Source organism: Paenibacillus praedii, from assembly GCF_049725345.1.
In the GTDB taxonomy this organism is placed as follows: domain Bacteria; phylum Bacillota; class Bacilli; order Paenibacillales; family Paenibacillaceae; genus Pristimantibacillus.
Map to the genome: position 1 here is coordinate 50,574 of NZ_JBMWAM010000013.1, position 22,942 is coordinate 73,515.

Here is a 22,942-nt window from a genome sequence, read left to right on the forward strand (position 1 = left end):
GTTATCGCTTGGGAGGAATAAGCATGACAGTGGATCAGCAGGATGCTACTGCAAAGCGCAAAGGGGAGCATATCCGAATATGCTTGCAGGAGCAGGTCAATAGCGTTGGGATTGATACCGGCTTACAGCGATATCGGTTTAAGCATAATGCGCTGCCCGAGCTTTCCTATCACGAGGTGAGCTTGGAAACGGAATGGTTTGGCAAGAAGCTGAATGCGCCTTTGCTCGTTAGCTCGATGACAGGCGGGACAGATGAAGCCGGAGCCATTAACCGTCGATTGGCGGTGGCGGCCGAGGAGCGAGGCTGGGCAATTGGGCTGGGCTCTATGCGCGCTGCGATTGAGAATGAACAGCTGGGCGCTTCTTTCTCGATTCGGAAGCTTGCGCCTACGGTTCCGGTTATTGCCAACTTTGGCGCCGTACAATTTAATTATGGTTATGGCCCTGAAGCATGCCGCAGAGCGGTAGAAATCGCAGAAGCGGATGCGCTTGTGCTCCATCTCAACAGCATGCAAGAGGTGTTCCAGCCTGAGGGAGATACCGATTTTCGCAGCCTATTGCATGCGATTGAGCAGGTGTGCAGGTCGCTGCATGTTCCAGTAGGTGTGAAGGAGGTAGGCTGGGGCATTGACGGCGATACGGCAGCAGCCTTGTACGAAGCAGGCGTTTCCTTTATCGATGCTGCGGGAGCGGGCGGAACCTCATGGAGCCAGGTTGAGAAATTTAGATCAAGCGATGCCATACGGCGGCAGGCGGCAGAAGCCTTTGCCGACTGGGGCATCCCAACGGCGGAAAGTGTAATTGAGATTCGTGAAAGGCTGCCTGATACGATGGTTATTGCCAGCGGCGGCTTGCGAAATGGTGTAGATGCGGCTAAAGCAATTGCGCTCGGAGCGGATATCGCAGCTTTCGGACGGGTGCTGCTGCCTCAGGCAGCCGGCCTTAGCAGCCAAATTGCACAGGAGCTGCTGCTGCAGCAATTCGAGCGGATCGAATTTGAGCTAAGGACAGCAATGTTCGGCATTGGCGCTGGCAGCATAAGCTCGCTTCGTCAGACGAATAGATTGATTCGCAAATAGCGGAGCGACCAATCGCATATAGAAATGGCTGGAATGCCTGCTTTGCAGCAGGCGAACCGGCCGTTTTTTTTATTTTACAGCGTTACTGTTGTAAATTGTGCAGTCAAACTATTCTTATAACGGAAGTAATGTAAAGTAGGTTGTTCTGGAAGAAACAACTATGAACTGCTAGTATATTCAAAATGCTATTGGCTCTAAAGATCTGGAATTGGTACACTATGTAGACCCGGCTAAGAATTGATGAACCGTTCTTCAATCACGTTTGCAATGTACCCGAGCCACAAGTTCTTCTATTAACGAATCCAGCAACAGTTGAAGGAACGATGAAAAGGTTAAATGTCGCTCAATTGTCTATGGTGGAATTTGCAGAACAAATGGAGCGTGAAATGGGCGTGCAAATCGGAAATCCATTAAAAACATTGGTAACTGATCTTGAATCGAAATTGTATGCTTAATATAAGTCAGGGAAGAGGAAATGAAAATGACTAAACATGAAACTACGCTGCGCGTACAAAATGGCCAGAATGTGCCAGCAGAGCAGGAAGCAGTACCGTCGGTCGTACTGCAGGAGGGGTGGATTCAAGTCAAAATGCCCGTTCCTTTCTCGCTGAGGTGGGTGAACAGCTATCTTGTGCCTGAAGCGGAGGGCTACACGCTGATCGATCCAGGCTTGCGGACCGAGGATGCGATTCAGGTCTGGGATGCGGTGCTGCAGAAGCACGCAATGCAATGGACGGACATTACTCGGATTATCATTACGCATCAGCATCCAGACCATTACGGTCTCGCCGGCTATGTGCAGAAGAAGAGCGGAGCTCCGGTGCTTATGACTCGCCGCTCACACGCTTATGCGCTTAGGCTATGGAGCGAGGAGAGTAAGTTTGCGGGGCAAATGCAGGAGCTGTACAAGGAGCACGGGATGCCGGAAGAACTGACAGAGGCGATTGCGGATAACCTGGCCACCTTTGTTGCCATGGTTTCGCCTCAGCCTGAGGTGTCCTATATCGAAGCGGAAAGCAGGCTCCAGCTTGGAGGAATGAACTGGCTGATGATCGATGCGCCGGGCCATGCTGATGGGCAAGTATGCTTCTATTCAGAGGAGCGTGCTTGGATGATTTGCGGTGATCAGGTGCTGCCGAAAATTACACCTAACGTTAGCGTTGTGCCAGGGGTGGACGGGGATCCGCTGGATGCGTTTCTGAGCAGCTTGGACGAGCTCAAGCAATATGAAGTGAAGCTTGCTTTTCCCGGTCATAGAGATCCTTTTACGGATTTCACTGGACGAATAGTGGAGCTCCAGCTGCATCATGAGCGCAGGCTTAATCGCATGTGCAAGCTGCTCGCAGAGGAGTCCCTCACCGCCTACAGCATGTGCGAGACGCTGTTCGGCAGCCATCTGCGGGAGAATGCTCACAACCTCCGCTTTGCGATGTCAGAGACGCTTGCTCATTTGCTCTACTTAGAGCGGCGAAATCGGATAAGCTCGGAATGTAGAGACGGCGTATATCTATTTTCTGCAATTATGCCTTAACAATCGCGGAATTCCTTCGTAGAAATAGTTCTCCTATAGAAGAATCATCTTTGGTTTTTTATTCGTGTTGCCAATAGAGCGTCGCTTACAGGTCATCAGCTGTGAGGGGATGCTCTATTGTTGTTTTATTGAACGAATAAGATGCGCATAAAGCAATAGAACATCATAATAATGAGGATTTAATCCATTTTTAAAATATATATTGCGACACATATAAATATATGTTACATATTAATTAACGGAAAAACGTCATCGTCTAGGCTAATTATCGATTCCGTCATCAGAAATTAGAGGGAGATTGGACAATGGAGAGAGAATTAGCACTGGAGCTTGTGCGTGTAACTGAATTGGCGGCGCTCGCCTCTGCACCTTGGATGGGAAGAGGAGATAAGAACAGCGCGGATGGCGCTGCAACCTCGGCGATGCGAGCGATGTTTGATTCGGTATCGATTCGCGGAACGGTTGTGATCGGCGAAGGAGAAATGGATGAGGCGCCGATGCTCTATATTGGAGAAGAGGTTGGAAGCCTGAATGGTCCGGAGGTCGATGTTGCGGTCGACCCGCTGGAAGGAACGGAAATCGTAGCGAAGGGCTTGAATAATGCCATGTCCGTTATCGCGGTAGCAGGCAAAGGCCAACTACTGCATGCGCCGGATATGTATATGGAGAAGCTTGCTTTCGGACCCGCGCTTGTTGGCAAGCTAAGCATTACGGATCCGATGGAAGTGACGCTTCACAAGGCGGCCGAGTCTTTAAACAAAAAGGTTTCAGACTTAACTGTTATGATCTTGGACCGTATCCGGCACGAAGCGATCGTAAAGGTGCTTCGCAAGGTCGGTGTACGGATTAAATTTTTATCGGATGGCGATGTTGCTGGCGCTATGGCTCCAGCTTTTCCCGAGGCGGGCATCGATTTGTATGTAGGCTCTGGCGGCGCACCGGAGGGCGTGCTGGCAGCAGCGGCCTTGAAATGCCTGGGCGGGGAGCTGCAGGCAAGGCTTATGCCTGCGGACGGAACGGAATATAACCGCTGCGTACAGATGGGAATCGAGGATCCTTATCGCGTGCTGACGATGGAGGATATGATCGGGACAGGCGATGTTTATTTTGCGGCAACGGGCGTAACGCCAGGCGAATTTTTGGGCGGGGTACGGTATTTCCCTGACGAACGGGCGGAGACGCATTCGATCGTCATGCGGGCGAAGACGAGAACCATTCGCTTCGTGCGTTCACTGCATTACTTGCCGAATAAAACTTTTTTGCGAAATAACGGCTAAACCAAAAAGGGCTGCTTTTAAAGGTCAATTGACCATAATAGCAGCCCTGTTTGCGCATCGCAAAGGCTTGGACATATAACCATTATTTATGTAAGGAATATTCCTTTGTCAAAGCATGGATTATTATCGGCTGCCAGGTATAAACTTCTTCAACCAGTTGCCGAAGCTTGCCGGATTACGGGTTTGAATGAGTACGATACCTTCGCCGCGGAAACGGCAGACTAAACCTTCGCCGCTGGTGAAGCTGGACAGCCAGCCCTTGGAGGCCTTTTCGATCGTATAATCCACGTAGCTCGGCCAAGCGACTAAGTGTCCGTTATCGACGACAACCTCTTCGCCGGCACTCAATTGCAAAGCGTGAATGGCTCCATAGGAGGATAGAAACACCGTACCTCTGCCGCTGATTTCAACGATAAAAAAGCCTTCTCCGGACAATAAACCTCTGCTTAAATTTTGCATTTTCGTATTCACTTCTATTCCGCTTGTACCGGCCAGAAACCCATCCTTTTGAACATAAAGCTTGTAAGAGCCATCGAGCTCGATCGCTTCAATGTCCCCGAGAGAAGGGGGAGCAAGGAGAACCTCGCCTTGTCCCCTAGCAGCTGTCATTTCCTGAAAAAAGAAGGTTTCACCGCTGAGCATTCTTCCTAATCCGCGCATAATGCCGCCGTCTACCGTTCCCTTCAGATCGATGCTTGGCGACATGGAAACCATTGCGCCCATCTCTGCCTTCACATGTTCACCAGGGTTTAGCTGAACCTTCAGCATCGCAAATGCGCCCTTATAAAATATATCATATTTCATGGCATGACCTCCTACAAGGTTTGTGAAGCAAACCTGCTTCGAAAGCATAAGCTTAAGGTTTGTGAAGCAAACCTGCTTCGAAAGCATACCTTAAGCTTATGCTCTTTCTTCGTTTAGTCGAGCGGAGGCTCCATAGCGCCTTCTCTCTCCGCTTGCATGCGATGCGCGATCCGGCTTGCTGCCGAGGCGGCGATCGCCCCTACTATATCATCCAGGAACGTGTGGATCTCACCGTCGGTTTTGCTGTTAAGCTTGACGAGAATGCCAGGCTTCAGCTTATCGACATAACCGAAATTCGTGAAGCCAATGCTGCCATACACGTTGACAATCGACAACGCCAAAATTTCGTCGCAGCCATACAAGCTCTCATCATGCTTAATCATATCTTGGAGCGGCGCCATCAGCTTGCCTTCCTCTGCCAGCATATCAAGCTGAATGCCGGTCAAAACGGCGTTTTGAACCTCGCGCTTCGATAGTACAGCTTCGACATGAACGATACAATCCTCTGGAGTCAGGTTGGGGAAATAGTCTTTTTGCAAAAAATGAACGAGCTCGGCGATCGCCATTTTCGTTACACCGCGTTTGGCGAGCCATTCATCGGTTGCTTCGGCTACTTTACGGCTATTAAGGCTGTAGATGCTAGGATCGGACACGGTTGGGTACCCCCTTGTGATTTTATGGACAAAACTGGTCTAAAACAGGGAAGGGCTCGTATACATAGTACTACAAATAAGGAGTTGTACAAAGCCGCCAGGCAAAACTTGATGAGGGAGGAAAGGTCAATATGATTCAAAAAAGATGGATTCGGGGTGCTTTGATCACTGGAGTGCTTGTGTTGCCCGTTATTGCTGCAGGCTGTGGACTGTTCTCGCAGGAGGCTGGCAAAGCTATAGATCCTCCGCAGGTTGAAATGATGGAGGGGATCGAGGATGCAGAAACGGGACAGGCTGCCGAGCAGGGTACAGGAACACAAATGACGGTATACCTGGAAGACCGAAATGGTTACTTGGCTCCTGTCTCGCTCCAGACGACGCTTGACGCGAATGAAATCGCCGCACAACGGGCGCTGGAAATGATGGTCGATGGTGGAAGCTATGCAAGCCAGCTCCCCAAGGAATTCCGCGCGATGATTCCGCAGGGCACACAAATCAAATCCTATCAGTACGATAAAGAGCAAAAGCTGGCCATTGTCGAGTTTTCTGAACCGTTCAGTAATTACAACCTACAAGATGAACGGAAAATTGTCGAAGCTATCACTTGGACATTGACGGCCATACCTGGCATTGAAGGCGTGGAGCTCTGGTATGAAGGCGCCAAGCTTCCAGAAATGCCGGTCGATGCTTACCCGCTGGATCAGAAGCTTACAAGGAAGATTGGCATTAACATCGAAGCGGCAGAGGGAGTTAACTACGCGCAATCAACACCAGTTACATTATATTTCTCGTCGAGAACCTTGAACGATGAGCATTACTACGTCCCGGTCACCCGGCTTGTGGAACGCTCACAATCGCCAACTGAGGCTGCACTTGAACAATTAATTTCAGGCCCGCTTAACAAAAAAGAGCTGACCAGCGTCATTTTACCGGATATTGTGGTCAAGCAAATTGAACAGGAGGGCGATGTCATAACGGTCGATCTTCAGGACGATTTCTATGTAGCAGGACAAAAGCTGCCGGCTGAGATGCTTCAAGCGCTAGTTCTCTCCATTACGGAAAACACAGGCGCAGCCTCCGTTCAAATTAAGTTGAACGGTGAAGCCAATATCGTCGATGATGCGAATAAATCCTACACCGAGCCAGTCGGCAGGCCTCATCACGTGAACGCCATCAAATCATAATCTCAATGCTGAGGGAGACACCGGTCTCCCTCTTTTGCTTAAATGGATGGCGACAGGATGATGTTCGAATTGCAATAACCAAAATTTCAGGTGACAAATCCCGAACCGCATATCGCGTGATAACAAGCGCCTAACCTGATGATTTTGGCCGTTCTACCGGAGAAAGAGTGACAACTTGGTTCCTTTTCTAATCGCTGCGAGTGCAATTCGCATGGTACTTTGGTAAAATAGGAACGATTATAAACTCAGGAGGCATAAGGCATGCGAAATGACGGTCGGCAAACGAACCAGCTTCGGCCAGTTACTATAACGACAGGTGTAAATAAATACGCGGAGGGCTCCGTTCTAATCGAGGTTGGCGATACGAAGGTTTTGTGTACCGCGAGCGTTGAGGAGCGTGTCCCCCCTTTCATGAAAGGTCAAGGCAAGGGCTGGATCAATGCAGAGTACGCCATGCTTCCGCGCGCTACTCATACGCGTAATATACGTGAAGCGGCGAAAGGCAAGCTGACCGGTCGCACGATGGAAATACAACGCTTGATCGGACGGGCGCTGCGCTCGGTCGTTAATTTGCAGGCGCTCGGCGAACGCACAATTACGCTGGACTGCGATGTTATTCAAGCAGATGGAGGTACACGTACGACCTCCATCACTGGCGCATTTATCGCGCTTTGCCTGGCTGTCCAGAAAATATCGGAAAAAACGCAGTTTGCTAAATTCCCGATAACCGATTTCCTGGCTTCAGTCAGCGTTGGCGTCATTTCGGAGAAAGCGATGCTCGATCTGAATTACGAGGAGGACTCCAAGGCAAAGGTCGACATGAATGTTGTCATGACTGGCAGCGGCAAATTTGTTGAAGTACAGGGGACGGGCGAGGATGCGCCATTTTCACGCGACGAGCTGAATCAATTGCTGGCGCTGGGTGAACAAGGCATCGCGGAGCTAATCGGTAAGCAGCGCGAGGTGCTCGGGCCATTGGCGGATCGTATCGGAGGGTAGCCATCATGTCGAAGTCTTCTGTTTTATCGAATGAAGTCATCGTTGTTGCAACCAAAAATGCCGGTAAAGTAAAGGAATTTGCCCATGCCTTTGAGAAGCTGGGTATACGTATAACTAGCCTGCTCGATTATCCGCAAATTCCGGATATTATCGAGGATGGCGCGACATTTGCAGCTAATGCGCGCATCAAAGCGAAAACAACGGGCGATGCGCTCGGCGTGCCGGTGCTCGCGGATGATTCAGGATTGCGCGTCGACTTGTTAAACGGAGAGCCGGGCGTTTATTCGGCTCGTTATGCAGGCGAAGGAGCTTCGGACAGCGACAACAATGCGAAGCTAATCGTTGAGCTTGAAGGGCTGTACGCCAGCGGTCAGCAGCCTTTGCTGGGGGTGCTCCCTGACGGCTCTCGCTTGCTAAGTAAAGCGCAGTTCGTATGCGCATTAGCCCTTTATAATCCTGGGACGGGTGAGTTCATTGAAGCTGAGGGGACAGCGGACGGCTTTATTACGGATCGCCCCCATGGCTCAGGAGGCTTTGGCTATGATCCGCTATTCTGGCTGCCAGAGCTGAATTGCGGTATAGCAGAGCTAACAAAGGAAGAGAAGCAGCAAATCAGCCATCGCGGAGAAGCGCTTAGACAGCTTCTTCCATTGCTGGAGCAGGCTTAATTTAAGACAAATGTAAAATACCCCCGGGTGCGTCTCCCTGCTCTGCAGGAATAGAGGTGCACGGGGGTATTTCTTTTTTGTGGCCGTCAGAATAAGGCTGCTTCCGATTGGCTTAACCGATGACAATCTTGTAATGCTTCATCCAAATATTCACCTGATAGAGATAAGCGAATAGCTGAGGTCCGGACATCAGCTGGCCGAACCAAGGAATGTTCGATTTCGCGGTATCCGATTCTGCCAGCTCCCTGACCTTTTTCACATTGATAAGCGGCAGGAGCGGGGAACTGGAGTCGTTCAGCACATCCAACAGCAAGCCCTTGACTGCTGTTAAATAATTCGGATTATGCGTTTTTGGATAGGGACTTTTTTTGCGGGTAAGAACATCTTCAGGAAGAACGCCGCGCAGCGCTTTGCGCAGGATGCCCTTTTCCCGATCGCCGGACGTCTTGATTTCCCAAGGGATGTTCCATACATATTCAACTAACCGATGATCGCAGAAAGGAACGCGCACCTCAAGCCCAGCCGCCATGCTCATCCTGTCCTTGCGGTCGAGCAGCGTAGGCATAAAGCGCGTAATGTTCAAATAGGACATTTGACGCATTTTTTTCAGTTCCTTACTCTCGCTATCAAGATGAGGAACCTCAGCTATCGCCTGCGCGTAACGATCGCCAATGTAATCAAGCGGCTTGATCCAAGCCGAGACGTCAGGCGCAAGCAGATCGGCCCGCATGGCCGAGGCGAGCGACCAAGGGAAGGTGTCAGCGTTCAATGCCTCCTCGCGGTGAAACCAGGGGTAACCGCCGAAGATTTCATCTGCCGCTTCGCCGGATATCGCGACGGTGGCATCCTTTTTGATTTCATGGCAGAAGAGAAGCAGGGAGGCGTCGACATCGGCCATGCCGGGCAGGTCGCGGGCAAAGGTTGCTGCTTTCAAAGCGCCGATAAGCTCGGGCGTATCGAATTGAATCGGATGATGAACCGTGCCCAGATGCGAGGTCATGCGCTGAATCCAAGGAGCGTCGCTGTTGGGCTGGAAAGCATGCGCCTGAAAGTGCTTGTCGTTATCCGTGTAATCGACCGAATAGGTATGGACATTTCCTTGGCCGTTCTCGTTATAGTATTGAACGGCGAGCGTCGTCAGAGCGCTGGAATCGAGTCCGCCTGAGAGAAGCGTGCATACCGGCACGTCCGAAACGAGCTGTCGTTCCACGGTATCCTTCAGCAGCTCGCGCACATGCTCGGCGGTTGCATCTACATTTTGCGCATGCGGTTTGCTTTCCAACTGCCAATAAGTAACGGTTTTGACGCCTTCGCGGCTAACCGATATGCATTTTCCGGGCCTTAGCTCGCTGATTTGTTTATATACGCCATGACCTGGCGTGCGCGCCGGACCAAGAATGAATATTTCGGCCAAGCCCTCCGCTCCGACCTCTGGCTTCACTGCCGGATGCGCCAAAATGCACTTTTGCTCCGAGCCAAAAATAAACAGCCCATCTTGCGTGCTATAGAACAGAGGCTTGACACCAAGCCTGTCACGGGCGAGAAACAGCTCCTGCTCGGCGACATCCCATATCGCGAAAGCGAATATGCCGTTAAAGCGCTCGACACATGCTTTTCCCCACTCCATAAAAGCGACTAACAGCACTTCTGTATCGCAGCTAGTCGTAAACGATCTTCCTCTGCTTTCCAATTCCTTGCGAAGCTCGAGTGCATTATATAACTCTCCATTGTAGACAACGACATATTTATCATCGCCTGTATAACGAATCATCGGCTGAGCGCCGTTTTCGGGATCAATAACGGAGAGACGCCGATGGCCTAACGCGCAATGCGCCGATATCCACGTGCCGGAAGCGTCGGGACCGCGCGGCGCAAGCGTGTCGGTCATTTTTTCTAAGCTCTCGCTTTGCATAGTCAGATCGCGGTTCCAGTCGATCCAGCCGGTAATTCCACACATCCATCTCATTCCTTTCTTTTGCGGGTCTCAAAGTAGCGATAATATCCGTTATATGCGGAAAAAAGGAATAAAATGTCTGTCCAAAGGGGGAAGCTAGAGGTGGTTGTGCAGGTATGGGAAGCAGGAAAGGAGCAATTGAGAAATGAGTGAGCACACAGCAGACAATGACGGACGCAAGCCCTACTTTGTTTCAGTCCAGGCAGGACAAATATTGGAGGACCCGAAGGCTGCCGCTTATGAGCTTGAAGTATTTTTAAATGAAGAAGAGCACATTAAGCTGCGGGAGCTGCTCGATGAGCTGTCAAGCATGGATGAAGCGCAAACGTTTCATTTTGCTGCAACTCCTTTTGAAACCAATGACGATAACCAGTTAAATGCAGGCTATGACGGTATCCTTCAGCAGATTTACAGGCAGCTTTACGAGAATGGGACGGATAAGACGAAACAGCATATCGAATCGATGCAGCTGTTATAACAAAGTGAGCGGGAGGTTTATGACGTTGCAGGTAATCGAAGCGCATGTGCGGCAGGCTGTTGAACGGGATGGCATTCGCTGCGGAGAGGTTGAGGTCAAAACGGATGAAGCAGGCGCGCCAAATGTTCTAGTCTACTTTTCTTTGTCGCAGGACAATGATTTCGACATGTCGTCCATCGTTCGCAATGATGCGAATGCGGAGACGGACTGGTTTGATAACAATATGCACCAGGCCTTTGAGGAAATAACGGTCAACGCCTTTCAGAACGTCAACATGAAGACGAACTGGGGAGCACGCGAGGCATTCAAAGAGCAGGTGCTTTCAAGCGGACGGGTGAGAGAAGAGCTTGCCGCACTGCTTGAGCAAGCGGATTGATGATGAGCGGCTGCTTTAACTGGTCAATCGGCCAGAGAAGCAGTCTTTTTTATTTTACAAAAGCTATTCTATTAAATGAATGAAAATAATGATATAATGCTTCAAAAAATAGTGGAGGGTTTTCGTTTTGCAAAAGCTAGTATTTTTCGTAGGTGTAGCAGGCACAGGCAAGACAACGGTAGCTAGAAAGCTGTCTGATCGCATACCCGCAGCATTCCTTGACCGGGATACGATTGGCGGCAGATTCGTAGAAGCGATTCTAGAGCTCAAGGGTCTCGATAAGCGCGACCGCGATTCAGAGTTCTATAAGAAGCATCTGCGAGATTTGGAGTACGATACAGCTAAGGATGTATGTATTGAAAATTTAGCGGCTGGCCAAAATGTGTTTATGATTTCCCCGTTTACAGCCGAACTCAAAAACAAAGAGTGGCTTGAAGAGGTCCTTGCGGCGGCCGGTTTAACGAAGCAGCAGGTAGATGTGAAGGTTATTGCGGTGACGCTGCAGGATATGGAGCTGCAAAAGAATCGTATCGTCAGCCGCCAAACGGAGCGAGACCAATGGAAGCTGGATAACTGGGGCGACTTTGAGAAGCGCATCGAGTTTGTACCGCAAATTAATTGGGATATTCCGTCCTCATCCATTTTAGTTTTTGATAACAGCGGAGAGCTAACCAACGAGAAGTCAGAGCAGTTGTATCGTTTCGTTAATGATAAGCAGCCGACCTTGTCGGTATAGTGCTGCAAACAGAAAAGGCTGATTCATCAGGTGACTATTCGCACTGAGAAGCGGCCTTTTTTGTCCTTGATTATAACGCTTGTGCTTGCAGGGGGAGTCCCTATTACCGCTGCGTCGATTGCGCATCGGAAGGCGCAAGCGGCAGCTGCACGTATAGCTGATCGCTGAAAACAAACAAAAAAAACCTCCCGGAAGGATGGTTTTTGTTTAATGTATATGGCGTCCTGGGAGGGATTCGAACCCCCGACCAACGCCTTAGAAGGGCGTTGCTCTATCCAGCTGAGCTACCAGGACACAAGTAAGAATATACCACATAAGATCATTTGTTTGCAAGCTAAAATTATTGCAAGCAAGAAAAAATTAAAAAGGAGCAATTGATCCCGCAAGAATCGCCAATTTATTTTTTCTTTTTCACTTACCATGGTATAATCTTACGCGAGATCAAAAGAATGAACAAACGGAGCGATCATAAGGCGGTGTTACCATAACGACTCCCAACGACACACAAGGCGACAACAAGGATAACGTTTATTTGTTCCCTAGCATGCTGGACCATTATCAGATTCAATTGACCCGCATGCTAGAAGCGGAGCAATACGGGGAGGCTAAGGAGTTGCTGCGCTTCCTGTTGCAATGCCAAGGCGAGGATGAGCGCCATTATGAAGAGTGGAACAGCCTACTGACTTGGCTCGATATGGCTTTTCCCGAAGCAGAACCTGGACAGGCGCATACGGGAGAACTGGGAGCGAAGCCGGAGGAGGAAGAGGAAGAACTGCTGCGCGAGCAAATCTTTAATCCACCGGACCAGGATGACGCTTATGTCAATCAGGTGCTTTATATTATGCAGCACCATCCCATGATCGACCAACAAATACTTGCCCTGGAGCGCGCCGCTTATATCCAATCTCCACATATTGATGATACGATAAAGGAATGGCTTCAAGGTCAGCGGGTACATTCAGTCGTGCAGTTTAAGGCTCTTCAATGCTTGCGGAGAAGAGGGGCTGAAGGCGTTCTTAATCTTGATCGGCTTGGAGAGATGACCGAGCTGGAAATAGAGGAAACTCCGTTATCCATGGATGATTTTCCGTCTGCAGTCAGTCGAATCCTTGAGCGAACGGAGCGGGTTGCAGAGGTGGACGATCCGACCCTTCCGCATTTTGCAAGGGAGCTTTGGAAGGAAAGTCTTCAATATTTGTATGGCACTGCCGCTTATTATTGGATGCTGAGGGAAGATGAGGATACGGTCGATTGCTTCGCCGCCGCGCTTCATTTGACGCTGCTGCTTACCGTATACGGTTCAGCCAATGATGATGATATTCGGGATACATATGGCATTTCCGAGAGCTTAAGATTTCGTTATGAACAAGCCTGCCGAGCACTCAGACAGGTTGCCGTTTTACAGCAATCCGGGGACGATGAACCTCAGTCTTGAAAAGCTTGTCTATCTTGTTTATAATAGAATGGTTTATGAAACGTGAAAAAACTAGTGATGCATGAGCATTTTCGGAGGGGAAGGCATAAAATGAAAGCAACATGGGAAAAAATAGACAAGAACATCGTATCGATTGACGTTGAGGTAGAAACGGAAAAGGTAGCAGATGCTCTTGATCAAGCGTTTAAGAAGGTCGCTCAGAAAGTGAACGTACCTGGATTCCGTAAAGGTAAAGTGCCGCGCGGCATTTTTGAATCCCGTTTTGGCGTGGAGAGCTTGTACCAGGATGCTATCGATATCCTGCTGCCAGAAGCTTACACAGCGGCTGTACAAGAAAACAGTCTTGAGCCGGTTGACCGTCCTGAGATTGACGTTGAGCAATTCGCAAAAGGCCAAACATTCAAATTCAAAGCAAAGGTAATCGTTAAGCCGGAAGTAACGCTCGGCGAATACAAAGGCCTGGAAGTTGAAGCGGCGTCGGCTGAAGTGACAGAAGAAGAAGTGACTGCTGAGCTGGAGCGTTTGCAGCAGCGTCATGCTGAGCTTTCGGTTATTGAGGAAGGCGCGGCTGAGAACGGCGATATCACGGTTATTGATTTCGACGGCTACGTGGATGGCGAGCAATTCGAAGGCGGTCAAAGCGAGCGTTATTCGCTTGAGCTTGGTTCGAACTCTTTCATTCCTGGCTTTGAAGAACAAGTCGTAGGCATGCAGATCGGCGATTTCAAGGACGTTAATGTTACGTTCCCTGAAAGCTACCATGCGGAGAACCTTGCAGGCAAAGAAGCTGTATTTAAAGTGAAATTGCATGAAATCAAACGCAAAGTGCTTCCAGCGCTGGATGACGAATTTGCGAAGGATGTCAGCGAATTCGATACGCTTGAAGAGTACAAGCAGGACTTGGTAAACAAGCTGAAGGAGCGCAAGGAGAAGGAAGCTGAGCAAGCTCGCGAGATCGCAGTAGTGGATAAAGCTACCGAAGCGGCAGAGGTTGAAATTCCTGAGCCGATGATCGATACGGAAACCGACTACATGATCAAGGATTTCGAGAACCGTCTAAGCATGCAAGGGATGAACATGGATCTTTACTACCAGTTCTCCGGGCAAAATGAGGCAGCTCTTCGTGATCAAATGCGCGCAGATGCGCAGAAGCGCGTTCGCAACAACTTGGTGCTGGACGCTATTGCGAAGGCAGAAGGCATAGTTGCAACGGATGAGGATGTAACGGCTGAGCTTGAGACGTTATCCAAATCGTATAACCGTCCTGCTGAAGAGCTTCGTACAATCTTTACGCAAAATGGCAACCTGAGCAACCTGCAAGAGGATATTTCGCTTCGGAAAACAATCAAGTTCTTGTTGGACAACAGCAAGACTGTTTAATGATCGACATAACTGAATTTAATTAATAGGTTTACCCAGAATAAGGCACGTTACCGATACGTGCCTTATTCTGACCCTACATATGAAAATGTGCTTGAAACTGGACGTTAATCTCCGTACATATCGAACGGCCGTCATCGTATACTGTATTATTGGAAAAATGACATGAATACAATGACGTGATACAATAAGTAAGCAAGTAAACAAAGTCATAAATGAAAAGAGGTTGGTCGCATGAATCTGGTACCGGTCGTAGTCGAACAAACAAATCGCGGGGAACGTTCTTACGATATTTACTCCCGTTTGTTGAAGGACCGCATTATATTCCTAGGGAGTGCAATCGATGATGATGTTGCAAATTCTGTCATTGCACAGCTGCTGTTTCTGGCGGCCGACGATCCAGAAAAGGACATTCATCTGTATATCAATTCTCCCGGCGGCTCCGTGACGGCGGGTATGGCTATATTCGATACGATGCAGTATATTAAGCCGGAAGTGTCCACCATTTGTATGGGCATGGCGGCAAGCATGGGCTCGCTTCTTCTTACTGCGGGCGCGAAGGGCAAGCGTTTTGCGCTTCCTAACGCAGAGGTTATGATTCACCAGCCGCTTGGCGGCGTGCGTGGTCAAGCCTCTGATATCAAAATTCATGCGGATTGGATTTTGAAAACGAAACAAAAGCTAAATCAGATTTACGTAGATCGCACCGGACAGCCTTATGACAAAATCGACCGCGATACCGACCGTGACAATTTCATGAGCGCGGAAGAGGCTCTTGCCTACGGTTTGATTGACAAGGTGATTACAGCACCGGTATCGACGATTTAATCGAAGGGGTGATTAAATGTTTAAATTCAACGACGAAAAAGGTCAGCTGAAATGCTCGTTCTGCGGTAAATCGCAGGATCAAGTACGTAAGCTGGTAGCCGGTCCCGGCGTCTATATATGCGATGAGTGTATTGAGCTTTGCACGGAGATCGTTGAGGAGGAGCTCGGCAACGAGGAAGAGCTTGATCTGAAGGATATTCCAAAGCCGAAAGATATCCGCGGGATTCTTGATTCTTATGTCATTGGCCAAGAGTTTGCGAAGAAGTCTTTATCCGTAGCGGTTTACAACCACTACAAGCGGATTAACTCCGGCAGCAAGATCGAGGACGTTGAGCTTCAGAAGAGTAATATTCTGCTGCTAGGTCCAACGGGCTCTGGTAAGACGCTGCTTGCACAGACAATGGCGAAGATTTTGAACGTTCCATTTGCAATAGCAGATGCTACATCGCTGACAGAAGCCGGCTATGTGGGCGAGGACGTTGAGAACATACTACTTAAGCTTATACAAGCGGCAGATTACGATGTAGAGAAAGCCGAACGCGGCATTATTTATATCGATGAGATTGATAAAGTGGCGCGCAAATCGGAAAATCCTTCGATTACGCGCGATGTATCGGGAGAGGGCGTACAGCAAGCGCTCTTGAAAATATTAGAAGGTACGGTTGCATCCGTTCCGCCGCAGGGTGGACGCAAGCATCCGCATCAAGAATTCATTCAAATCGATACGACGAACATCCTGTTCATTTGCGGCGGCGCATTCGATGGGCTTGAATCGTTGATTAAACGCCGGATCGGCAAAAAGGTTATCGGCTTCAACTCCAGTGGAGAAATGCAAAAGGATTTGAAACCAGGCGAATACTTGACGATGGTTCTGCCAGAGGATTTGCTGAAATTCGGGCTTATTCCAGAGTTTGTTGGTCGTCTGCCTGTTATCTCTACTCTGGAGCCGCTTGATGAGCCAGCACTCGTTCGGATCCTGTCCGAACCGAAGAATGCGCTTGTTAAGCAATACCAGAAGCTGCTTGAAATGGATAATGTGAAGCTTGATTTCGAGCCAGCCGCACTTGATGCGATTGCGAAGGAAGCGATCAAACGGAACACAGGCGCCCGCGGATTGCGTGCGATCATCGAAGGCATTATGCTAGAGGTTATGTATGAGGTGCCGTCACGTGATGACGTCAGCACATGTCTAATTACGGAGCAAACCGTAAAGGAAAAAATTATGCCTGAGCTTGCCGCAAAAAAAGGTAAGAAAAAAGAAGAGAGCGCGTAACTTCACTACCGTCATTGTCTCCACCCTGTGGCTACCAGTCATAGGGTGGACTTTGACGTTCATGGGAGAGATCTGATTATGTACTTACGTCAAGATACGGTAGCGGTTAAAGTCGGCGATCTTACGATTGGCGGCAGCAATGAGGTTATTATTCAAAGTATGTGCACGACGAAAACAGCGGATGTCGAGGCGACAGTCGCAGAAATTTTGCGTCTGGAGGAAGCCGGCTGTCAGGTTGTGCGCGTAACCGTCAACAACAAGGAAGCGGCAGAAGCTATTAAAGAGATTAAGAAGCGTATTCATATTCCTCTCGTCGCGGATATTCATTTTGACTATCGCTTAGCGCTGCTTTCGATTGAAAATGGAGTAGACAAAGTTCGGATCAACCCGGGCAATATCGGCCGACGCGAGAAGGTTGAGGCTGTCGTGAAAGCGTGTAAGGAGAAAGGAATTCCAATACGGATTGGTGTAAATGCGGGCTCGCTTGAGAATCATTTGCTCGAGAAGTACGGTTACCCGACTCCGGAGGCTATGGTAGAGAGTGCTTTGTTCCATATTGGTATATTAGAGGAGCTTGATTTTCACGATATTATCGTCTCACTCAAAGCTTCAGATGTACCGATGGCGATTGAAGCCTACCGTATGGCTGCCGAGAAAATCAGATATCCTCTCCATCTTGGTATTACGGAAGCCGGCACACTTCATACCGGCACCATCAAAAGTTCAGCTGGGATTGGCGCTTTGCTCGCAATGGGAATTGGCAATACGGTTCGGATAAGCCTTAGCGCAGATCCGGTGGAGGAAGTAAAGGTAGCTCGCGAGCTGCTAAAAACTTTCGGATTGATTACAAATGCGGCCACGCTCATCTCGTGTCCGACCTGCGGCAGACTGGACATCGATTTATTCTCCATTGCTAATGAAGTGGAGGATTATATCGCCAAGATCAAGGTGCCTATCAAAGTATCCGTGCTTGGCTGTGCGGTAAACGGTCCTGGTGAGGCGCGCGAGGCGGACATCGGTATTGCGGGTGCCCGAGGCGAAGGCATGCTGTTCCGTTACGGAGAAATGATACGCAAGGTGCCCGAAGCCGAGCTGTTGAACGAATTGAAGAAAGAAATTGATGAAATTGTCCGGGTGTTTGAGGCGACAGGAGAGATTCCTGGACGCAAGCAGCATACCCCAGCATAATCGTATAGGAGATAACAAGAGGTTTATGTACGTCTGAATTGGACGTAGATAAGCCTTTTTTTTGTGAATATATATAATTGAAATACATATGCCGAGATGCGGTTATTCCCTCTTGCAAGGGGGAATACTGCCAATTATGTAGTTTGTGCGAGAGCTGCGCCGCCTTTAAGGCTGGTGTCAGCCGTTTATGCTTGTTTACGCTTGAGAGGAGCGGGTAGCTAATGAGTTTGAGTGTTGTGTTGATGTTGATTCAGGTGTTTTTTGCTGTTGTAATTGGCCTGTATTTTTGGAATTTGCTGCGCAATCAGAAGACGAACCGCTCTGCGGTAGACCGGGAATCGCGCAAAGAGATGGACAAGCTGCGGAAGCTGCGGAGCGTATCGCTTACAAAGCCGCTGGCGGAGAAAACAAGGCCGCAGGCGATGCAGGATATCGTTGGACAACGTGACGGGCTGCGCGCCTTAAAGGCGGCGCTGTGCAGCGCGAATCCGCAGCATGTCATTATATATGGTCCGCCAGGGGTCGGCAAAACGGCCGCTGCACGTGTCGTACTGGAGGAAGCAAAGAAAAATCCGTCTTCCCCGTTTCTGCCAGAAGCGAAGTTTACGGAAATCGATGCAACGACAGCGCGGTTCGATGAGCGAGGGATCGCCGACCCATTGATTGGGTCAGTACATGATCCGATTTATCAAGGCGCTGGCGCGATGGGCGTGGCGGGTATTCCGCAGCCGAAGCCTGGCGCGGTTACGAAGGCGCATGGCGGAATTTTGTTCATCGATGAAATTGGTGAATTGCATCCGGTTCAAATGAATAAATTGTTAAAGGTGCTGGAGGACCGAAAGGTGTTTTTGGAAAGTGCCTATTACAATTCAGAGGATGCGAATATCCCGGTTTATATTCATGATATTTTTCAGAACGGCTTGCCTGCCGATTTTCGGCTTGTAGGTGCTACGACACGTTCGCCGCAGGAAATCCCTCCGGCCATTCGGTCCCGTTGCATGGAGGTGTTTTTCCGGCCGCTCCTGGCCGAAGAGATTGGTCTGGTTGCAGAGAATGCCGTTAAGAAAATAGGTTTTGCCCCATGCCCGGAAGCGATTGAAGTCGTCAAAAGGTATGCGACCAACGGCCGTGAAGCTGTAAATGTCATACAGCTTGCTGCAGGTGTTGCCTTATCTGAGAAGCGCGACATTATCGCGGCGGGGGATATAGAATGGGTAGTAAACAGCAGCCAGATACCGCCTCGTCCTGACCGTAAGGTGCCGGAAGCGCCGCAGGTCGGCTTCGTGAATGGTCTTGCCGTATACGGTCCGAATATGGGAACGCTGCTTGAAATTGAGGTAAGCGCGATTCCTGCTGCAAAAGGGCTTGGACAATTTACGATTACCGGAGTTGTGGATGAGGAGGAGCTTGGGGGAGGCTCAAGAACGCTGAGACGCAAAAGCATGGCGAAAGGCTCGGTCGAAAATGTGATCACCGTGCTTCGCCGTATTGGACTAAACCCACAGGATTTTGACCTGCATATTAATTTTCCCGGCGGAACACCGATTGACGGTCCGTCAGCAGGTATTGCCATGGCAACGGCCATTACATCGGCCATAAAAGGGGTGCCTATTGATAATAGGCTTGCTATGACCGGCGAGGTGGGCATTCATGGCAATGTTAAACCCGTTGGAGGAGTGCTGGCGAAAGTGGAGGCCGCTTTTCAGGCTGGTGCCAATCAAGTTATCATTCCGAGAGAGAACTGGCAGGCTGTATTCGCTGACCTTGAAGGACTCAAGGTTATTCCAGTTGATCGGGTAGAGGAAGTATTCAATCATGTATTTCCTGACGCAGAGGTTGATTCGAATCAGATGGAAACTCCTGTTGGAAACGAGCTTTTTATCGCACCTAGTGTTACTTATTTGCAGGCTGATTCCGTAGAATGATAAAATGGGGTAGACGTTAACAATTGGAGGTGCTGGTGTGGGACTTAATAAGACGAAAAGTCGTCGGCTGCCCTTGCTTCCGCTGAGAGGGCTACTTGTTTATCCCAGCATGGTGCTCCACCTAGATGTGGGTAGGGACAAATCGGTTCGGGCGCTGGAGCGCTCGATGGTCGAAGATCATATGATATTGCTTTGTTCACAGTCTGAGGTGAATATCGAAGAGCCGACCGAGGAGGATATTTACAAAGTCGGCACCATAGCTAAGGTTCGGCAAATGCTTAAACTGCCGAATGGTACGATCCGTGTACTTGTAGAGGGGGTCATTCGTGCAGAGATATTAGATTACTTGCCGAATGATGAGTTTTATGAAGTATCTGTTAAGGAATTGCCGGAACAGGAGACGGATGATCCTGAGGTCGATGCGCTGATGCGCTCAGTTCTGAGTCAGTTCGAGCATTATATCTCATTATCGAAGAAGGTGACGCCGGAGACGCTTGCGGCGGTATCGGATATCGACGATCCGGGACGGCTTGCCGACGTCATTACAAGTCATTTGTCGCTCAAAATAAAGGATAAACAGGAGATTCTTGAAACCGTCGACGCCCGCGAACGACTGGAGAAGCTGCTCGATATTCTCAATAATGAGCGCGAGGTGCTTGAGCTCGAACGCAAAATAAACCAACGCGTCAAGAAGCAAATGGAAAAGACGCAAAAGGAATATTATTTGCGCGAGCAAATGAAGGCGATTCAGAAGGAGCTTGGCGAGAAGGAAGGTCGCGCCGGCGAGGTGGAGGAGCTGAGAAGCCAGCTCGCGGAAGCGGGCGTACCCGATCAGGTGAAAGAGAAGCTCGAGAAGGAGATCGACCGACTCGAGAAGATGCCTTCAACCTCTGCAGAGGGAGGCGTCATCCGTAATTATATTGACTGGCTGCTTTCACTCCCGTGGAATAAGCAAACCGAGGATGATCTGAGTCTAAGTAAAGCGGAAGCGATTCTGGATGAGGATCATTACGGTCTTGAGAAACCAAAGGAACGGGTACTGGAATATTTGGCCGTGCAGCAGCTCGTGAAGCAGCTGAAGGGACCTATTCTATGCTTGGTCGGTCCTCCTGGCGTCGGCAAAACGTCGCTCGCCCGCTCGATTGCGAAATCGCTTGGACGCAAGTTCGTTCGGATCTCTCTTGGCGGCGTACGTGACGAAGCGGAAATTCGCGGTCACCGTCGTACTTATGTAGGGGCTATGCCAGGCAGAATCATCCAAGGCATGAAAACAGCCGGTTCAATTAATCCGGTATTTCTTCTCGACGAGATCGACAAAATGGCGATGGACTTCCGCGGCGACCCGGCCTCTGCTTTGCTGGAGGTGCTTGATCCTGAGCAGAACAATACGTTCAGCGATCACTTTGTGGAGGTGCCGTTCGATCTGTCCAATGTGATGTTCGTTACGACGGCCAATGCTATGCACAACATTCCTCGTCCGCTTCTGGATCGGATGGAGGTGCTGTATATTCCCGGCTACACCGAGCTTGAGAAGCTGCAAATCGGAATGCGTTATCTGCTGCCTAAGCAAAAGTCAGAGCATGGACTAAAGGAAGAGCAGCTGCAAGTTTCTGAAGAGGTGCTGCTGCAGCTAGTGAGGGAATACACGCGTGAATCCGGCGTCCGTAATTTGGAGCAGCAAATCGCTGCGGTCTGCCGGAAGGCTGCCAAACATTTTGTATCGCAGGAACAATCGGAATCGAAGGAGCCGCTTGAGGTGTCCAACGAGCTGTTGAAAGAGTGGCTGGGGCCTGCGAAGTTCCGGTATGGTCTCGCGGAGAGCGAGAATCAAATCGGCGCTGTGACCGGTCTGGCATGGACGGAGGTGGGCGGAGATACGCTGGTCATCGAGGTTACTGTTATGCCAGGCGCCGGAAAGCTTACGTTGACGGGCAAGCTGGGGGATGTGATGAAGGAGTCTGCACAGGCGGCCTTTAGTTATACACGCTCCAGAGCAATGGAGCTCGGCATCGATCCAAGCTTTCATGAGAAAAATGATATTCATATTCATATTCCGGAGGGAGCCATTCCAAAGGATGGTCCGTCTGCAGGCATTACAATTGCAACAGCTCTTATATCGGCTCTTACGGGCCGTTATGTGTCCAAGGAAGTCGCTATGACAGGGGAAATTACGCTTAGAGGCCGTGTCCTTCCAATTGGCGGTTTGAAGGAGAAATCGCTGGCCGCTCATCGTGCAGGCATCCGAAAGGTGCTGCTTCCAAAGGATAATGAGCGTGATCTTAGGGATATCCCCGAAAGCGTACGCAAAGATCTGCAATTTGTACCCGTCAGTCAGATGGATGAGGTTCTGCAGCATGCGCTCGTTCCGGTTCAAACGGAAGAGAAAGCAGGTACATCGATTTTATGAAAATTACACAATCAGAGTTTGTTATAAGTGCGGTACAGCCGCATCAATATCCGGAAGACGCCTTGCCAGAGATTGCTCTGGCAGGGCGCTCGAATGTCGGAAAATCATCCTTAATTAATAAATTGATCTTACGTAAAAATTTAGCCCGTACAAGCTCGCAACCGGGCAAAACGCAGCAGCTTAATTATTACAGGGTCAATGATCTTATTTATCTTGTCGATTTTCCAGGTTACGGTTATGCAAAGGTTTCGAAAACAAAGCGCGAGCAGTTTGGTGAAATGATTGAGAGGTATATTCGAGACCGCGAGCCTCTTAAATTGCAACTGCTGGTTATTGATATTCGTCACGAGCCCTCGAAGCAGGATCAGCAAATGTATGAATGGCTAAAACATTTTGAAATACCAACGTGCATTGTAGCGACGAAAGCTGATAAAATTCCAAGATCGAAGTGGGACAAGCATATCAAAATGATCAAAACGACGCTGGGAGCGGATCCACGCGATCAGATCGTCCTGTTCTCATCGGAAACCGGGCTTGGACGCGAGCAGCTTTGGGAAGTCATTTCAGAAGCGATTGCTAGATGAGGGAGCAAGTGCAGTAAGTTAATCTATAAATCAAAGGATACAGTGAAAAAGTCGGCATTCCTCGTGAAATCCTCCGTTTTTTTGTGGAATATGCGAGAATATCGGGACTGGAAGGCAGGAATAAAATGTTTTGATCACGTATAATATACTTAAGACAAAAAAGTGTGCAAGTTCAAAGAATTG

General features: G+C 49.5%; 21 protein-coding genes and 1 tRNA gene. 18 read left to right on the forward strand and 4 right to left on the reverse strand.

What is annotated here, in order from left to right:
* Window positions 1–23 precede the first annotated feature (23 nt).
* From fni to glpX, 3 genes are all read left to right on the forward strand, one after another.
* Window positions 24–1,079: a type 2 isopentenyl-diphosphate Delta-isomerase gene (fni, locus tag ACO9K6_RS13545; protein ID WP_424768096.1), complete on the forward strand. Its 1,056-nt coding sequence runs from the start codon at window positions 24–26 to the stop codon at window positions 1,077–1,079.
* Between the two features lie 481 nt (window positions 1,080–1,560).
* Window positions 1,561–2,610 (forward strand): MBL fold metallo-hydrolase, encoded by a 1,050-nt coding sequence (locus ACO9K6_RS13550; RefSeq protein WP_424768097.1) that lies wholly within the window; start codon window positions 1,561–1,563, stop codon window positions 2,608–2,610.
* A gap of 305 nt (window positions 2,611–2,915) precedes the next feature.
* Window positions 2,916–3,887: a class II fructose-bisphosphatase gene (glpX, locus tag ACO9K6_RS13555; protein WP_424768098.1), complete on the forward strand. Its 972-nt coding sequence runs from the start codon at window positions 2,916–2,918 to the stop codon at window positions 3,885–3,887.
* 123 nt (window positions 3,888–4,010) lie between these two features.
* Here glpX and ACO9K6_RS13560 read toward each other — a convergent pair whose 3' ends face one another.
* Complete coding sequence (locus tag ACO9K6_RS13560) at window positions 4,011–4,691, reverse strand: TIGR00266 family protein (RefSeq protein WP_424768099.1); 681 nt, start codon at window positions 4,689–4,691, stop codon at window positions 4,011–4,013.
* Between the two features lie 113 nt (window positions 4,692–4,804).
* Window positions 4,805–5,344, reverse strand: a complete 540-nt coding sequence (locus ACO9K6_RS13565; protein WP_424768100.1) for a phosphatidylglycerophosphatase A family protein — start codon at window positions 5,342–5,344, stop codon at window positions 4,805–4,807.
* Window positions 5,345–5,475: 131 nt separating this feature from the next.
* Between ACO9K6_RS13565 and ACO9K6_RS13570 the strand changes: the two genes are divergently transcribed.
* The 3 genes from ACO9K6_RS13570 to rdgB all read left to right on the forward strand — a co-directional run bounded on the left by ACO9K6_RS13570 (window position 5,476) and on the right by rdgB (window position 8,195).
* Window positions 5,476–6,528 (forward strand): GerMN domain-containing protein, encoded by a 1,053-nt coding sequence (locus ACO9K6_RS13570; RefSeq protein WP_424768101.1) that lies wholly within the window; start codon window positions 5,476–5,478, stop codon window positions 6,526–6,528.
* A gap of 261 nt (window positions 6,529–6,789) precedes the next feature.
* Window positions 6,790–7,527, forward strand: coding sequence for a ribonuclease PH (gene rph, locus ACO9K6_RS13575; RefSeq protein WP_424768102.1), 738 nt, complete (start codon window positions 6,790–6,792; stop codon window positions 7,525–7,527).
* A gap of 5 nt (window positions 7,528–7,532) precedes the next feature.
* Window positions 7,533–8,195: an RdgB/HAM1 family non-canonical purine NTP pyrophosphatase gene (gene rdgB, locus ACO9K6_RS13580; protein WP_424768103.1), complete on the forward strand. Its 663-nt coding sequence runs from the start codon at window positions 7,533–7,535 to the stop codon at window positions 8,193–8,195.
* A gap of 112 nt (window positions 8,196–8,307) precedes the next feature.
* On the opposite strand, the gene asnB is transcribed toward rdgB, so the two are convergent.
* Window positions 8,308–10,152: an asparagine synthase (glutamine-hydrolyzing) gene (gene asnB, locus ACO9K6_RS13585; protein WP_424768104.1), complete on the reverse strand. Its 1,845-nt coding sequence runs from the start codon at window positions 10,150–10,152 to the stop codon at window positions 8,308–8,310.
* A 142-nt stretch (window positions 10,153–10,294) separates the two neighbouring features.
* Between asnB and ACO9K6_RS13590 the strand changes: the two genes are divergently transcribed.
* The 4 genes from ACO9K6_RS13590 (at window position 10,295) to ACO9K6_RS13605 (ending at window position 11,907) form a co-directional block, all read left to right on the forward strand.
* A complete protein-coding gene (locus tag ACO9K6_RS13590; protein ID WP_424768105.1) occupies window positions 10,295–10,627 on the forward strand; it encodes a hypothetical protein in 333 nt (110 codons plus the stop codon).
* Between the two features lie 25 nt (window positions 10,628–10,652).
* Window positions 10,653–11,003, forward strand: coding sequence for a hypothetical protein (locus ACO9K6_RS13595; RefSeq protein WP_424768106.1), 351 nt, complete (start codon window positions 10,653–10,655; stop codon window positions 11,001–11,003).
* A gap of 127 nt (window positions 11,004–11,130) precedes the next feature.
* Entirely contained in the window at window positions 11,131–11,739 is a 609-nt protein-coding gene (locus ACO9K6_RS13600; RefSeq protein ID WP_424768107.1) for a P-loop nucleotide/nucleoside kinase family protein, read from the forward strand.
* Window positions 11,740–11,769: 30 nt separating this feature from the next.
* Window positions 11,770–11,907 carry a hypothetical protein gene (locus tag ACO9K6_RS13605; RefSeq protein WP_424768108.1) on the forward strand — a complete coding sequence of 46 codons (138 nt, stop codon included), beginning with the start codon at window positions 11,770–11,772 and terminating at the stop codon, window positions 11,905–11,907.
* 49 nt (window positions 11,908–11,956) lie between these two features.
* Here the strand turns inward: ACO9K6_RS13605 and ACO9K6_RS13610 are convergent.
* A tRNA-Arg gene (locus tag ACO9K6_RS13610) sits at window positions 11,957–12,033 on the reverse strand.
* A gap of 238 nt (window positions 12,034–12,271) precedes the next feature.
* Between ACO9K6_RS13610 and ACO9K6_RS13615 the strand changes: the two genes are divergently transcribed.
* The 8 genes from ACO9K6_RS13615 to yihA all read left to right on the forward strand — a co-directional run bounded on the left by ACO9K6_RS13615 (window position 12,272) and on the right by yihA (window position 22,759).
* A complete protein-coding gene (locus tag ACO9K6_RS13615; protein ID WP_424768109.1) occupies window positions 12,272–13,174 on the forward strand; it encodes a hypothetical protein in 903 nt (300 codons plus the stop codon).
* Between the two features lie 90 nt (window positions 13,175–13,264).
* Window positions 13,265–14,554: a trigger factor gene (gene tig / locus ACO9K6_RS13620; protein ID WP_424768110.1), complete on the forward strand. Its 1,290-nt coding sequence runs from the start codon at window positions 13,265–13,267 to the stop codon at window positions 14,552–14,554.
* 234 nt (window positions 14,555–14,788) lie between these two features.
* Window positions 14,789–15,382, forward strand: a complete 594-nt coding sequence (gene clpP, locus ACO9K6_RS13625; protein ID WP_424768111.1) for an ATP-dependent Clp endopeptidase proteolytic subunit ClpP — start codon at window positions 14,789–14,791, stop codon at window positions 15,380–15,382.
* 16 nt (window positions 15,383–15,398) lie between these two features.
* Entirely contained in the window at window positions 15,399–16,655 is a 1,257-nt protein-coding gene (gene clpX, locus ACO9K6_RS13630; protein WP_424768112.1) for an ATP-dependent protease ATP-binding subunit ClpX, read from the forward strand.
* 78 nt (window positions 16,656–16,733) lie between these two features.
* Entirely contained in the window at window positions 16,734–17,843 is a 1,110-nt protein-coding gene (gene ispG, locus ACO9K6_RS13635) for a flavodoxin-dependent (E)-4-hydroxy-3-methylbut-2-enyl-diphosphate synthase (RefSeq protein ID WP_424768113.1), read from the forward strand.
* A gap of 221 nt (window positions 17,844–18,064) precedes the next feature.
* Window positions 18,065–19,768 (forward strand): ATP-dependent protease LonB, encoded by a 1,704-nt coding sequence (gene lonB / locus ACO9K6_RS13640; protein ID WP_424768114.1) that lies wholly within the window; start codon window positions 18,065–18,067, stop codon window positions 19,766–19,768.
* 37 nt (window positions 19,769–19,805) lie between these two features.
* On the forward strand, window positions 19,806–22,175 hold the full coding sequence (gene lon / locus ACO9K6_RS13645; protein ID WP_424768115.1) for an endopeptidase La: 2,370 nt from the start codon (window positions 19,806–19,808) through the stop codon (window positions 22,173–22,175).
* The gene (yihA, locus tag ACO9K6_RS13650) at window positions 22,172–22,759 is read left to right on the forward strand and encodes a ribosome biogenesis GTP-binding protein YihA/YsxC (protein WP_424768116.1); all 588 of its coding nucleotides are present in this window, start codon (window positions 22,172–22,174) and stop codon (window positions 22,757–22,759) included. Before lon ends, yihA begins: the two co-directional genes overlap by 4 nt.
* The last annotated feature ends 183 nt before the right edge of the window (window positions 22,760–22,942 follow it).